This window comes from Synechococcus sp. UW106 (assembly GCF_900474015.1).
Taxonomy (GTDB): domain Bacteria; phylum Cyanobacteriota; class Cyanobacteriia; order PCC-6307; family Cyanobiaceae; genus Parasynechococcus.
The window spans coordinates 21,235-34,488 of sequence record NZ_UCNV01000014.1 but is presented as its reverse complement, the minus strand read 5'-3'; the positions used below and the strand labels follow the sequence as shown (position 1 = coordinate 34,488).

General features: G+C 63.7%; 15 protein-coding genes. 8 read left to right on the top strand and 7 right to left on the bottom strand.

Annotated features, from left to right (window positions below; translation table 11 throughout):
* The 4 genes from DXY30_RS13430 to DXY30_RS13415 all read left to right on the top strand — a co-directional run.
* The coding region (locus DXY30_RS13430; RefSeq protein ID WP_115095401.1) for an iron uptake porin at positions 1-1,325 on the top strand (1,325 nt) is incomplete at its 5' end.
* 113 nt (positions 1,326-1,438) lie between these two features.
* Complete coding sequence (cysK, locus tag DXY30_RS13425) at positions 1,439-2,407, top strand: cysteine synthase A (protein ID WP_115095400.1); 969 nt, start codon at positions 1,439-1,441, stop codon at positions 2,405-2,407.
* On the top strand, positions 2,404-3,072 hold the full coding sequence (locus tag DXY30_RS13420; RefSeq protein WP_115095399.1) for a J domain-containing protein: 669 nt from the start codon (positions 2,404-2,406) through the stop codon (positions 3,070-3,072). Before cysK ends, DXY30_RS13420 begins: the two co-directional genes overlap by 4 nt.
* Positions 3,069-5,135 (top strand): glycosyltransferase family 39 protein, encoded by a 2,067-nt coding sequence (locus DXY30_RS13415; protein WP_115095398.1) that lies wholly within the window; start codon positions 3,069-3,071, stop codon positions 5,133-5,135. The genes DXY30_RS13420 and DXY30_RS13415 overlap by 4 nt, the downstream gene beginning before the upstream one ends.
* Here DXY30_RS13415 and DXY30_RS13410 read toward each other — a convergent pair.
* Positions 5,114-5,368 carry an NAD(P)H-quinone oxidoreductase subunit O gene (locus DXY30_RS13410; RefSeq protein WP_115025407.1) on the bottom strand — a complete coding sequence of 85 codons (255 nt, stop codon included), beginning with the start codon at positions 5,366-5,368 and terminating at the stop codon, positions 5,114-5,116. The genes DXY30_RS13415 and DXY30_RS13410 overlap by 22 nt on opposite strands.
* Before the next feature lie 82 nt (positions 5,369-5,450).
* Here DXY30_RS13410 and DXY30_RS13405 point away from each other — a divergent pair, with 82 nt between their 5' ends.
* Entirely contained in the window at positions 5,451-6,380 is a 930-nt protein-coding gene (locus tag DXY30_RS13405) for a TIGR01777 family oxidoreductase (protein ID WP_115095397.1), read from the top strand.
* On the opposite strand, the gene DXY30_RS13400 is transcribed toward DXY30_RS13405, so the two are convergent.
* From DXY30_RS13400 to DXY30_RS13385, 4 genes are all read right to left on the bottom strand, one after another.
* The gene (locus DXY30_RS13400) at positions 6,328-6,600 is read right to left on the bottom strand and encodes a hypothetical protein (protein WP_115095396.1); all 273 of its coding nucleotides are present in this window, start codon (positions 6,598-6,600) and stop codon (positions 6,328-6,330) included. The two genes, DXY30_RS13405 and DXY30_RS13400, sit on opposite strands and share 53 nt — an antisense overlap.
* A complete protein-coding gene (locus DXY30_RS13395; RefSeq protein WP_115095395.1) occupies positions 6,597-7,766 on the bottom strand; it encodes a lipid-A-disaccharide synthase-related protein in 1,170 nt (389 codons plus the stop codon). The genes DXY30_RS13400 and DXY30_RS13395 overlap by 4 nt, the downstream gene beginning before the upstream one ends.
* A gap of 141 nt (positions 7,767-7,907) precedes the next feature.
* Entirely contained in the window at positions 7,908-8,327 is a 420-nt protein-coding gene (locus DXY30_RS13390; protein WP_115095394.1) for a hypothetical protein, read from the bottom strand.
* 49 nt (positions 8,328-8,376) lie between these two features.
* Entirely contained in the window at positions 8,377-8,769 is a 393-nt protein-coding gene (locus DXY30_RS13385; RefSeq protein ID WP_115095393.1) for an iron-sulfur cluster assembly accessory protein, read from the bottom strand.
* A gap of 70 nt (positions 8,770-8,839) precedes the next feature.
* Here DXY30_RS13385 and zds point away from each other — a divergent pair, with 70 nt between their 5' ends.
* Genes zds through DXY30_RS13370 form a run of 3 tightly spaced genes read left to right on the top strand, consistent with a single transcriptional unit; the run spans position 8,840 to position 11,227 of the window.
* A complete protein-coding gene (zds, locus tag DXY30_RS13380) occupies positions 8,840-10,306 on the top strand; it encodes a 9,9'-di-cis-zeta-carotene desaturase (protein WP_115095392.1) in 1,467 nt (488 codons plus the stop codon).
* Positions 10,306-10,743: an SRPBCC family protein gene (locus DXY30_RS13375; RefSeq protein ID WP_115095391.1), complete on the top strand. Its 438-nt coding sequence runs from the start codon at positions 10,306-10,308 to the stop codon at positions 10,741-10,743. The genes zds and DXY30_RS13375 overlap by 1 nt, the downstream gene beginning before the upstream one ends.
* Positions 10,706-11,227 carry a hypothetical protein gene (locus DXY30_RS13370; protein WP_137006888.1) on the top strand — a complete coding sequence of 174 codons (522 nt, stop codon included), beginning with the start codon at positions 10,706-10,708 and terminating at the stop codon, positions 11,225-11,227. The genes DXY30_RS13375 and DXY30_RS13370 overlap by 38 nt, the downstream gene beginning before the upstream one ends.
* Here the strand turns inward: DXY30_RS13370 and DXY30_RS13365 are convergent.
* Together DXY30_RS13365 and DXY30_RS13360 are read right to left on the bottom strand one after the other, a co-directional pair.
* Positions 11,206-12,000, bottom strand: coding sequence for a uroporphyrinogen-III synthase (locus tag DXY30_RS13365; RefSeq protein WP_115095389.1), 795 nt, complete (start codon positions 11,998-12,000; stop codon positions 11,206-11,208). The genes DXY30_RS13370 and DXY30_RS13365 overlap by 22 nt on opposite strands.
* A complete protein-coding gene (locus DXY30_RS13360; protein ID WP_115095388.1) occupies positions 11,997-13,199 on the bottom strand; it encodes a glycosyltransferase in 1,203 nt (400 codons plus the stop codon). Before DXY30_RS13360 ends, DXY30_RS13365 begins: the two co-directional genes overlap by 4 nt.
* Positions 13,200-13,254: the final 55 nt, after the last annotated feature.

Here is a 13,254-nt window from a genome sequence, read left to right as displayed (position 1 = left end):
AAACCGAGCTGGCCATCCTCAAGGGTCGCGTTGACGGCCTCGAGGCCCGTGTTGGAGAACTGGAAGCAACCCAGTTCTCCACCACCACCAAGCTCACAGCCAAAACCGTCTGGGTGGCAGGTGCGACGCGCGCTAAAGGTGATAATTACAACACCGGTGGCGAGAAAGGTGCACGCGCTGCCTACAACGCTGAATACGGCGGCTTCTCCTTCAGCTACGACCTGCGTCTCGGCCTGAAGACCTCCTTCACTGGTAAGGATCTGCTCTACACCCGCCTGCGCGCGGGCAACATGGGCGACACCAGCGTGTGGGACGGTAACGGCGTCAGCCTGAACAAACTCGACACCGCTGCCCCCGGGGGCAACATCGTCGAAGTTGATCGTATTTACTACCGCTTCCCCGTCGGCGACAGCTTCACCGTTCAGGTCGGTCCTCTGACCCGGAACACCGAGATGATGGGCTACAAGGCCACGGCTTATGCCAAAGGCGGTACCAAGATTCTCGACTTCTTCGGTGGGTCCCTGGGTACCCCCGGCGTGTGGAACAAGGAAACCGGTGGTGGCTTCGGTGCCATCTACAGCAACAAGAAGCAAGTCGAGAAGGGCAACGCCTACTTCACCGTCGCTGCGAACTACGTTGCTGATTCCGGTGAGGCCAATGACAGCAACCCCAACACGGGTGGCTTCATGACTGATAACTCCGAAGGCAACATCACCGCTCAGATTGCCTACGGCAACAAGCAGTGGGGCTTTGCTGCCGGTTACCGCTACGGCCAGTGCGGCGCCAAGTTCCGCACCGGTACCGAGTACGCCGTTGGCGACAAGTTCGGTACCCCTTGCAGCGTCGCCACTGGGACCGATGCTGATGGTGAAGACATCATGGATCGCTCCGGTGCACAAAGCAACAGCGTCTCGCTGCATGGCTTCTGGCGTCCGGAAGATTCCGGTTGGATGCCTTCCATCAGCGCCGGTTTTGGTAAGTCCTTCCTGAGCGGCAATAGCGATTGGGATGACGCCATCAACAAGCGCGGTATGGCCAGCTGGATGGTGGGCCTCACCTGGAACGATGTCATCCTTGAAGGCAACGCCCTCGGTTATGCCGTGGGTCAGCCCCAGTTCGTTTACGACGTCGAGGATGGCTTTGTGGCTGATGGCGGTTACGCCATGGAGCTCTGGTACAGCTTCCAGGTCACCGACAACATCCAGATCACCCCAGCCATCTACTGGCTCAGCCGTCCCTTCGGTGACGAGACCCAGAACGTCAACGGCGACTACAAGTCCCTCGGCGTCTTCGGTGGCCTGGTTCAGACCACCTTCAAGTTCTGATCTCTTGGCCTGACCTTGGCTGGGCCCACAGAACAACTTTCCTCACACACACACATCAAGCCCTCCCCTTTGGAGGGCTTTTTTTATGGTTGTTCTCTGGGCAAGCTGCAGCTATGAGCATTGCTCCTGACATCACCGCCTTGATCGGTGGCACGCCCTTGGTGCGCTTGAACCGCCTGCCTCAGGCTTGCGGCTGCCAGGCCGAGATCCTGGCCAAATTGGAGAGCTTCAATCCCTCGGCCTCGGTCAAAGACCGCATCGCCAGCGCCATGGTGCTGGAGGCGCAGCAGGCCGGCACGATCGTTCCCGGACAAACGGTGCTGGTGGAACCCACCAGCGGCAACACCGGTATCGCCCTGGCCATGGTGGCGGCGGCCCGGGGGTACCGGCTGATTCTCACCATGCCGGACACGATGAGCACCGAGCGTCGGGCGATGCTGCGGGCCTATGGCGCTGAGCTGCAGCTCACCGACGGTGCCCAGGGCATGAATGGGGCGATTGCCCTGGCCAAGGAGTTGGTGGCGGAGATCCCTAACGCCTACTTGCTCCAGCAGTTCGACAACCCCGCCAATCCAGCTGTGCATGAACGCACCACGGCCGAGGAGATTTGGCGCGATACGGAGGGCCAGATCGATGCCTTTGTGGCAGGGGTGGGGACCGGTGGCACGATCACCGGCTGTGCCCGGCTGCTGAAAGAGCGTCAGCCGCAGCTCCAGGTGATTGCCGTAGAGCCTGAGGCCAGTGCCGTGCTGTCTGGGAAGCCTCCAGGAGCCCATCGCATTCAGGGGATCGGGGCCGGTTTTGTTCCTGCGGTGCTGGAACTGGATCGGATTGATTCGATCCTCACGGTGAGCGATGAGGAGGCGATGCAGGTGGGACGGCGACTGGCCCGGGAGGAAGGTCTGCTCTACGGCATCAGCAGTGGAGCAGCGATGGCAGCGGCCCTCCGCGTTGGCCAGGATCCCGCCATGGCGGGCAAACGGCTGGTGGTGATGCTGGCTAGTTATGGCGAGAGATATCTCTCAACACCGATGTTCAGTGCTGCTTCGCAGCTTCCCGCCCGGAGGGATGGTCAGCTGTGAGCGACCCCTATGCCGTGCTTGGCGTCAGCAGCACCGCCACTAACGCTGAGATCAAAGCGGCCTATCGCCAGCTGGTGAAGCAGCACCATCCCGATGCAGGCGGCGACGATCAGCAGATGCTGGCCCTCAATGCCGCCTGGGAAGTGCTTGGCGATGCCGAGCGCCGTAAGGCCTTTGATCGCATGCGGCCCCAGCCGGGCCGGGCGGCATCGCCGACGGATCTGCGCCGGGCCAGCCGTGCCCACGAGCGCTCTGTGGCGGCTGATGATGCTCTGGTGGAGTGGCTGCGGCGGGTTTATGCCCCGATCGACCGCATGCTCGGTGAGGTGATCAATCCCTTCCCCAAGCAACTCAAAGCACTGTCGGCTGATCCCTATGACGACGAGCTGATGGAGGCGTTCTGCAGCTATCTCGAGGCGAGTGGACGCCGGATGGACAAGGTCAAACAACTGTTCCAGTCATTGCCCACGCCGGCCTCGGCCCGTGGCTTCGGCCTCAGCCTGTACCACTGCCTTTCTGAGGTGGAGGACGCTCTGGCCGAACTGGAGCGCTACACCATGGGCTATGTGGATGGCTATCTCCACGATGGTCGCGAGATGCTGCGGGAGGCCAAGCAGCGACGCAAGCGGCTCCAGGATGAGCGGCGTCGGTTGGAGATCGTGTGAAACAGCGCTGGCGTTTCTGGACTTGGGTTGCCCTGATCTGGGTGCTGTCAACCCTGGTGGATCGGCTTTGGTGGACGCTGCAGACCGGTGTCCCCGCCTGGGATCAGGCTGACTACCTCAACAGCGCCATGGATCACGGCCGCGCATTGGGATTGCTGCCGGGTGGCGGTTGGCAGGGTTGGCAGGCATTGCTGGATCTCTCCCCGAAGATTCCGCCCTTGGCCTCATTGGTGAACGGCACTGTGATGGCGCTGAGTGGCGATGCCCCGGAACAGGCGGCCTGGAGTCTCAGCCTCTGGCATGGTCTGCTCCTTGTCGTGATGGCGGGCTGGGGGAGGCGGCTGCAGGGGGAGGGCTTGGCCCTGATCGCCTGCCTTTTGGCGGCATTGACGCCGGCCTTCCTGGATCTGCGAACGGATTACGTGCTTGAGATGGCCCTTGTGGCCAGTTGCAGCCTGGCGATCTGGCGTCTGGGGGTCTGGTGCGACCCCCAGACCGGTGGCCGCTGGGGGCAGGCCTGGGGATGCACCGTGGCGGCTCTGGCGGCGGTGCTGGTGAAGCAGAGCGCCTTGCTGGTGCTTGTGCCCGCCGGTTTCTGGGCCGCCGGGATGGCGATTCGCCGGCGTGGACCTTGGTTGCGTCAGGCCCTGCTCTTGCCCTTCCTCACGGCTGCGCTAGTTGGCCCCTGGTTGCGCCACAACTGGATCACCAGCCTCGGCGGTACCAACAGGGCGGTGTTCGAGTCGGCGGCCCGGGAAGGGGATCCCGGCGTGCTCAGCCTGGCCAGTTGGCTGTGGTACCCGCGCCTGTTGCCGGAGCAGCTGGGCGGTGTGCTGCTGTTGGTTGGTCTTTCAGGGGTGCTGCTCTGGTGCTGGCAGCGCCAGCAGGTTTCAACCGATCACGCCTGGTCTTGGCGCTGGCTCGTCATCAATCTCGTCGCGGCCTGGGTGCTCACCACCCTGAGCCCCAACAAAGGCGATCGCTACATCGCTCCCCTGCTTCCCGCCCTGCTGTTGCTGCTGGCCCGGGGTTGGTGGCAGTGGGGGCATTGGTTGCAGGCCAGACGCTCAGCGTTGGTATGGCCCCTGTTTGGGGCAGGGCTGCTGGCCTGTGTGCCCGCGGGCTGGGCCCATCAGCTGCATCGTTTTGAAGACCGTCCCCGCGGCCCGGTGGAGGCTTTGGTGGAGGCTGCTGGCGGTGCGGACCCCAGCAGCCCTCCCGCCACCTTGATCGTGGTGCCCAGTACCTCTGATCTCAACCAGCACAACGTCAGCTTCTACGGCCGTCGCCGGGGGGGGCAAACCGTTGGACGCCAGCTGGGTGGCAGCCGCCGTGACCGTGAGCCTGTGTTGGAGCGGGCGGAATGGGTGGTGTTGGCGGAAGGGAATCAGGGATCGGTGCGCAAGGCGGCACGGCGTCTGGATCAAGCGGTGCGCAGCAGCGGTGTGTTCCAGCTGGTGAATCAGTTTCAGCGTCCTCGCGGGGGCAGTTATTCCCTCTGGCGCCGCAGCACGATGCACCCCATTGCAGAACCATCCTTTGCGGATCGCTTTCCCAGCCTTGCCGCTGGGCTGGCCGCTGGGCCGGTGGGGCTGGATCCAGTGTTCGCAGCGGTCGGGCAGGAGCACATGCTCGATGGCCATTTCAGCTATCGAGACCCGGTGCGCTCAGAAGCCCTGGAGGCATTGGCCCAGGATCCCCAGGCGATTTCACCGCGCTGGACCCTGGCGCTGCTGGCGGTGCTTGAGAACCGACCGGCGCAGGCTTCAGAGCAGTTCGAGGCCTTGCAACGCCTGTTGCCCGATAACCCCTGGCCAACGGCTTACCGCAGCGTGGTCAACCTGGCGGGCTGGAATCCCTGGCAGGCCGCAGCAGCTGCAGACGGGTCGAACGTCTCGAACCCAGTGCTCGTGGCCTTGGGGGATCTCAGCGGAGTCCTGTCGGGTGCGGTTTGGCGCATCCCCGCCGCGATGACTTCAGTTCCTGCGGCCGTCACGGCCGTGGAGGAGGCGCTGGAGCCCTCCTCGAATCAAGAGCAGGATCAGGAGCAGGCTTCCAGTTGATCCATCCGTAGCCACACATCGGGTACCGGGCGATTCCAACGCACCTGGCCGTACTCCCCCTTGACTAGCAGCAGCTCACCGGGGCCTTCAAAGATGTACGCGGGTGCCGTGGGGTCGCTGGCAGCCGCTTCAAGGCTGGCGCTGTAGGCGGCCTTGTTCACCCTGACCAAAGCACCTTTCCGCAGCGCAGCAGGCTTGGCCTTGGCGGGAGCAGCGGCGTCGGATTCGGCCATGACAAGAAATGGTGATGGCCCCAGGCTAAAACCAATCGCCGACGAACCCCCTTAGCCTCCCAGCCGCACCACCCTCGCTTTCATGCGTCTGCTGCTGTTCGGCTGCACTGGTTTCGTTGGCCGTGAGCTTCTGCCGCTCCTGCTCCAGGCCGGCCATCAGCTCACCGTGGTCAGCCGTCGGCTGGCTCGTGGTTACAACACTGAACGGGCGGATGGGCGACTGATCTGGATGCAGCTCGACCCCTCCAGCAGCGGCACCTGGGCCGCTGCTGGGCTCTTGGAGGCCCTGAACCAGGCCGATGCGGTGGTCAACCTGGCGGGGGAACCGATTGCTGAGAAGCGTTGGACCCCAGCTCACCGGCAGTTGCTGGAGACCAGCCGTCTGCAGACGACCTCACAGCTGGTGAAGGCGATCGAGGCCTGTTCAACCCCGCCGAAGGTGCTGGTGAACGCTTCGGCGATCGGTTTCTACGGCTCCAGTCTGGAGCAGCGTTTTCTCGAATCGAGCAAACCCGGCAACGACTTTCTCGCCAGTTTGTGTCAACGCTGGGAGGCGGCTGCCGCGGCAGTTCCCTCTTCGGTGCGGCAGGTCACCCTGCGGATCGGCATCGTGCTGGCCGCCGACGGCGGCGCGCTCGGAAAAATGCTTCCGGTGTTTCGTACGGGTTTTGGCGGTCCGATCGGCAGTGGCCGGCAGTGGATGAGTTGGATCCACCGCAGTGACCTTTGCGCTCTGATCCTTCAATCCCTCACGGACGAGAGCTGGAGTGGCGTGATCAATGCCGTTGCTCCCGAGCCGGTGTCGATGGCGGTCTTCAGCAAGCAGCTGGGACGCAGCCTGGGACGCCCCAGCCTGCTGCCGGTCCCTGGACCGGTGCTCCAGGTGCTTCTGGGGGATGGCGCCAAGGTGGTGCTGGAGGGCCAGCAGGTCGCTTCGGAGCGGCTGGACACCATGAACTTCAGTTTCCGTTACCCCGATCTGGCTTCAGCACTCGCCGCTGCCACCAGCTGAAGATGCCGCTCACCAGGGCCGCCATGATCAGCAGGCTGATGGCCGGTGCGAACAGGGGTTGCCACAGCACCTGAACCCGGTCCATGAGCCAGTCATCTCCTTGGCTTTGGCGCACCACCGCAACCGCAAAGACCCCAGCTCCGACAAACACAAGCAGCACATTCACCATCAGCAGGCGGTCCAGCCAGCGTTTCCAGGCCGGTTCTGAAGGGGCACTCATGGCAGCAGTGCACTAATGGCTGCCGCCATTCTCGGGCCTCCACCCGCCTCTCCAAGGCGTCGTTTTGCTTCCACTCGGCATTGCTGCTGGAAGCCTGGATCCCTTCGGAAGCGATCCAGCAGCGCCAAGGCCAACTCTGCTGTGGCCTTGAGGGCCTCACGGCTGCCGCTCTCCCCGGGGGCGCAGAACACGGTGGGGCCCAGCAGGCGCCGCTGGGCTTCTGCGAACGCCGCGGTGAATTGCGGCCCCTGGCCTGACACCTGCAGCACCGGTTTGGCCAGTCCAACGGCCTGCTCGATGGCGGTGCCCGCCATACCGATCATCAGATCGCTGTTCTGCAGCACGGCATTGAACGCCCCGCGGCGCACGTTGATCGACACGGATCCATCGCGATGCAGCACGCCATTCGTCAACCGCCAGCCGACCCTGTTGCTCAGTCGCTGCAGGCTGACATCATTCAGACTGGGCACCAAGGCCAGATCCACGTTGCAGGGTGGTGTGGTGGGCAGCAGCTCCATCAGCTGCAGCAGCAGCTGCAGGTTCTGCTCCAGTTCCGGTCGGCGGCTGCCGGGCAGCAGACCGATGCGCTGACCGCTGGCTGTCGCTGTGGCTGCCCCTGTCAGTACTGAATCCATGAACGGATTGCCCAGGAAGGTCACCGGCCGATGCAGTTGGTGACTGAGATCCTCAGCGGTGCGTTGATCGCGGCTGTACACGGCTTTAAACCGTTTGCTTTTCAGCAGAGCGGCGCAGGGCCAGGGCAGGCGCAGCTGCCCTTCGTAGTGGCTGGAATAGGCCACTAGGTATGTCGCAACGGGGCGGTGACTGAGCCATGCAGCGATCACGGGAATCACATCTCCCACCACCAGGATCAGATCAAAGCGCTGCCGGTGGCGGAGTAGACGAATCAGGCGTCTGAGCAGATACAGCACCTGCCCCTGCAGCAGTTCCGTGAGGCGACCCTGAAAGCTGGTGTAGCCAATGCCGCCGGTGCTGAATTCATGGCTGCGTCCCAGCAGCGGCACGTCGGCCTTGCTGTAGGCGCTGCCGAGTCCCGCCAGGGGGAGCGCCTGCACGCTGTGCCCTTGCTGCTGAAGGTCTTGGGCTAGCAGGGCGCCGGAGAGGTCTTCGCCGTGGCCATTGCTCAGCACAAGGATGCGTGCCATTGCGGGGTTCTCTCTCACCACATCTAGGTGCTCGGATCCGGAATGCCGTTCGTGCGCTGGGACGGCAGTCGGCTGATGGTCGAGGTGGCTGTCATGCAGGCAGAGGGCGCATCCGGTTTCTGGACGAGCAGGCGGTTGAACTCAGAGCTCAAGCCAGGCTTTTACTTTCTCGAGAGCCTTCCAGCCTGGTTTGCGCTCGAGGCCATCGGCGATTGAGGCCTTGAGTTCGCTGGACACCTCCGGGGCAAGGGTCATCACTTGCTGCACCACCTGGATGTGGTCCCGCACGCCCTTGGATTGCGTCTCCAGCAACGCCAGGCTCAAATTGATCCTGGCCTGGGGGTCCTGGCCGTTGAGCTTCACGGCGAAGCGTGCTGATCGCAGCGCTTCCTCCGGCTGATCGCAGAGCAGCTGCAGCCAGGCCAGACAGGTCCACCCTGCCGACTGGCGCGGGGCGGCTTCGACGATGCGGGCGAAATCAGGCAGCACCTCATCGGCAGCAGCGCCGCTCTGGTAACGGGCCATCGCCTGCTCAAACAGGCTGTCCTGGGAAGTCTCCATCAACAGGGAGAGGGCAGTGATCTCTTCTCAGAGTCCCACGTGGCTTCGCTCACACCGCAAAGGAACTGCCGCAGCCACAGGTCTGGCTGGCGTTGGGGTTGGTGAAGTTGAAGCCGCCACCAATCAGGGCTGTGCTGAAGTCCAGCTGCATTCCGTAGATGTAGAGCAGGCTTTTCGGATCGCAGATCACCCGGAAGTTCTGGCCATCCGCGGCCATGTACTCGTAGGTCTCGTCGTCGTCGAGGGTGTCTGAGGCGGGCACGAAATCCATCGTGTAGCTCATGCCGCTGCAGCCCCCGGAGCGGACGCCGACGCGCAGCACCTGGTTGTCACCCTGTTCGCTACACAGCTTCGCCAACTGCTGCATCGCCGGTTCGGTGATCAGGATGCCCTTGCCGTCTTTGGCGGTATGGGCCGGCGCAGTATCGGGGGTGGAAGTCATGGTCGACGCAGGCTCGTGCTCTCACTCTATGAACGCTCATACATAGAGTCGCCATAGTTGTCCAGATCTTGTGCGGGTCGCGATCGTTGGTTCCGGCCTCGCCGGCCTCTCCGCTGCTGTTGACCTCGTGGATGCAGGCCATGAGGTGAATCTCTACGAAGCCCGTCCGTTCATGGGCGGCAAGGTGGGCAGCTGGGTGGATGAGGGCGGTAACCACATCGAGATGGGGTTGCATGTTTTCTTCTTCAACTACGCCAACCTCTTCGCCTTGATGCGCAAGGTGGGGGCGTTTGAGAACCTGCTGCCCAAACAGCACACGCACCTGTTCGTCAACAAGGGTGGTGATTTGCGGGAGCTGGATTTCCGCTTCCCCATTGGTGCGCCGTTCAATGGCCTCAAGGCCTTCTTCACCACGCCGCAGCTGAGCTGGATCGACAAGCTGCGCAATGCCCTGGCCCTGGGCACCAGCCCGATCGTGCGTGGTTTGGTGGATTACGAGGGAGCGATGCGCACCATTCGTGCCCTCGACTCCGTCAGCTTCCAGGATTGGTTTGTTGGCCATGGCGGCAGCCCGGAAAGCATCCGGCGGATGTGGAACCCTGTCGCCTATGCCCTTGGTTTCATCGACTGCGAGGCCATCTCCGCCCGCTGCATGCTCACCATCTTCATGATGTTTGCTGCCAAGACAGAGGCCTCCAAGCTCAACCTGCTGAAGGGATCCCCCCACCGCTGGCTCACCGGGCCGATCTTTGACTACATCCAGCAGCGTGGCGGCAAGCTGCATCTGCGCCACCGGGTGAAGCAGGTGGAATTCAGCGAGGGCGAGGTGCCCGTAATCACTGGCCTCCAGCTCGGAACGCCTGAGGGAGATATTCGCGTTGAGGCCGATGCCTATCTGGCGGCCTGTGACGTGCCGGGGATTCAGAAGTTGTTGCCCGAAGCTTGGAACCGTTACCCGCAGTTCGAGGCGATTCATCAGCTTGAGGCCGTGCCGGTGGCCACGGTTCAGCTCCGTTACGACGGCTGGGTGACCGAGCTGGGGGATGCCCAGGAGGCCCAGCGTCGGGATGTGGCGACCCCCACAGGCCTGAACAATCTTCTGTACACCGCCGATGCCGACTTCAGCTGCTTCGCTGATCTGGCTCTGGCGAGCCCGGAGGACTACCGCAAGGAGGGAGAAGGATCCCTGCTGCAATGCGTGCTGACTCCCGGTGATCCCTGGATTCCCAAGTCGGTCGACGAGATCGTGGCCCACACCGACCGTCAGGTGCGGGAGTTATTCCCCTCAGCCCGCAACCTCAAGCTCACCTGGAGCAACGTGGTGAAGCTGGCCCAGTCGTTGTATCGGGAAGCCCCAGGCATGGAGCCCTATCGCCCTGAGCAGCGCACACCGATCTCTAATTTCTTCCTTGCCGGCAGCTACACCCGCCAGGACTACATCGATTCGATGGAGGGGGCCACGATGAGCGGCCATCTGGCGGCGGCGGCCATTCTCGATCGGCCTGTGAAGCTGGCCACCAACGCGGCGGTGGCCTGATGGGACGCTGGCTCGAACACACGGTCACCACCGAGGTGCAGGCACCGGCCGCCAAGGTCTGGGAGGTCTGGAGTGATCTCGAGGCGATGCCTCGCTGGATGCGTTGGATTGAGTCGGTCAAGCCCCTGGAGGATCCTGATCTCACCGATTGGACCCTGGCGGCCCAAGGGTTTCGCTTCAGCTGGAAAGCCCGGATCACGCAGCGGGTTGAAGCCCAGCAACTGCATTGGGAATCCGTGGGCGGATTGCCCACAAAGGGGGCGGTGCGCTTCTATCCCGAAGCCGACTACCGCACGGTGGTCAAGTTGAGCGTGGCCTATGAATTGCCGCGGGTCTTGGCACCGTTAATGGAACCCAGCATCCTGGGGGGCATCGTGACCAAGGAGCTTCAGGCCAATCTTGACCGTTTCCGTGACCTGGTGGAAGCAGGCGGCTGAGCGCTGGCTTCTTCCCGTTGTTGTGTTGGTGTCCGTGGCCGGCTGTGGTGGTGAAACGCCAACGGCCACAGCATTGCCATCAGCTCCAGTGCAGCCTGCGCCGTCGCTCGAAGCGTCTGCTCCCGCAGCTCTAGCTATCGGCCTGACCCCATTGCCCTCGGTCGAGGAGGTGCAGCAGGCTGCCCCTGGGGGACGGGTCGATCCATTCGGTCCACTGTCCGGTGCGGATGGTGCGGATGTTCAGGACGGCACGTCCGTCATCACTCCGACAGTGACGGGAGTCCTGATGGTGGGCAATCAGAAACGAGCCATGGTGACCACCGCCAGCGGCAGCGGTGTGATCTGTGTGGGTGTCGATGGCCGCTGCGCGGATGACGCTCCGCTGGTTCTGCCGACGGGATGGTCAGTGCTCAGCATAGATATGGTGAGCGGCTGCATTCGCCTGTCGCTGAACGATGAACCTCAGGACTTTTGCATCGCCTGAGCACAGGCGTCGGCCAGTCCTTCGAGATCGTGGGGGTCGGCCTCGGAATCCACCCGCCCGAAGCATTGCCGGCAGCTGCGGCTGGTCTGGGGGCCGATCGAAATCACTTTCACCCCCTCCAGTCGTTTGGTCCAGCCTGGGCCGAAGCGTTGCTCCAGTAGCTGAGCGGTGTGCTCCGCCGTCTTGCCGCTGCTGAAGGCGATGGCATCGACGCTGCCCTCGTCCAAGGCGGCTGCTGTTGGGTCCGGCATCGAGGAGGGGCATCCGGATTCGTAGGCCGCCACCTCCACCACCCGCACTCCGGCCTCGCCGAAGGCATCCGCCAGCAGGGTGCGACCACCGCTTTGCACTCGTGGCAACAGCATCTTGAGGCCCCAGCCCGATACCGGGAAGTGATCGATCAAGCTGTCGGCCACGAAGCTCGGGGGCACAAAATCCGCCGCAGCCCCCAGGTTCTCCAGCACTTGCGCCGTCTTGCGGCCCACCGCTGCAATCTTGAGGCTGGCGGGGCGCCGTGCCAGGCAACGGCCGATGCGCTGCAGCCGCTGCTCCACGGCCTGCACGCCATTGGCACTGGAGAACACCAGCCAGTGAAAGCTGTCCAGCTCCTCAAGGGCGTCATCCAGGGGGCCCCAGTGGTCGGGTGGTCCGATCACCAGGGCCGGAAGGTCCAGCACCGTGGCACCTCGCTGCTCCAGCAGCTGACGCGCGGCCCCCTGCTGGTCGGCCGCGCGGGTGATGATCACCGTTCGGCTCTTCAAGGGATGGCTCAAGCGACAGCCTCCCCGTTCAGCTTCACGACCCCCTGCACTTTCTCCCGGAGCTCGTCGGCCGCGTCGGATTGCCCCTGCGTCTGAAGCAGGCTGATGGCGCGGATGAAGCTGCTGCGGGCTGCATCGATGTTGCCGCCCAGCAATTGCGCCACCGCGTTGTTCTGATGGCACGCGGCGTTGTTGGGATCCAGGGCGAGGGCGCGCCCGTAGGCCTCGAGGGCCGCAGCGAGATCACCGCGCCGCCGTTGCATCAGCCCCAGGTTGTACCAGGCCAGGGCCACTTCTGGGGCTCGCTGGGCGGCGGTCTGGGTGAGGCTGATGGCTTCCTCAAGGTCGCCCTGTTCCATCAGTCGGGCCGCCAGGTTGAGTCGGGCTCCCAGACTCACCCGGGTGTCGAGGGGAATCTCCAGCGCTTGCCGGTAGCAGCGCACCGCTTGGGCGGGATCGCTGGGGGTCAGGGCCAATCCCAGGTGCAGCAGCAGCTCATAGCGTTCTGCACTGGCCGCATCGCATTGCTTCAGGCCGCTTTGCAGCAGGGGGATGGCTTGGTCGGTCTTGCCTTCACTGATCAACAGACCCCCGAGCTTGGCGCTGGCGTAAGGATCACCGGGGCGGTCCCGCAGGTCGTCTTCCATGGCCTGCCGCAGCCGATCCGCCTTGTCGCTGCCCTCCAGCAGCTCCGGTCTGTAGCCGTCGTGGAGGATCGCAGGTTCACTGCAATCGGCGATGCGCCATTGGGGTTCCGTCTCCAGCAGGGCGCGAACGCTGTCGTCGATCATCGAGTGATAAGGCCGACTCCACTGGATTGAGGGGTGGCGGCGGAACAGGCGACTGACGCTGGAATAGGGCGCCATGGCGGCTCCCACCTCGTAGCGCAGCAGGTTGATCACCAGCACATCGGGCTGGGCCATCAGAGCCTTCAGGGCGGGGATGGCCTCGGGGCGCAGCTGTTCATCGGCGTCCAGCACCAGCACCCAGTCACCGTTGAGGAATTCCATGGCCTGGTTACGGGCCGGGGCGAAGTCCCCAGGCCAGGTGATGCGTTCCACCCGGGCTCCGGCGGCTTCGGCAATGGCCACCGTGGCATCACTGGAGCCGGTGTCGACCACCACCAGCTCGTCGGCAAAGCCCTGCACGGAGAGCAGACACTCCCCGAGACGCGCCTCTTCATCGCGCACGATCATCGAGAGGCTGAGCATGGCCGACCGGCTGGAAGTTGGCGAGAGGTTAGATGCGGTTGGCCCGTGCGGTTGA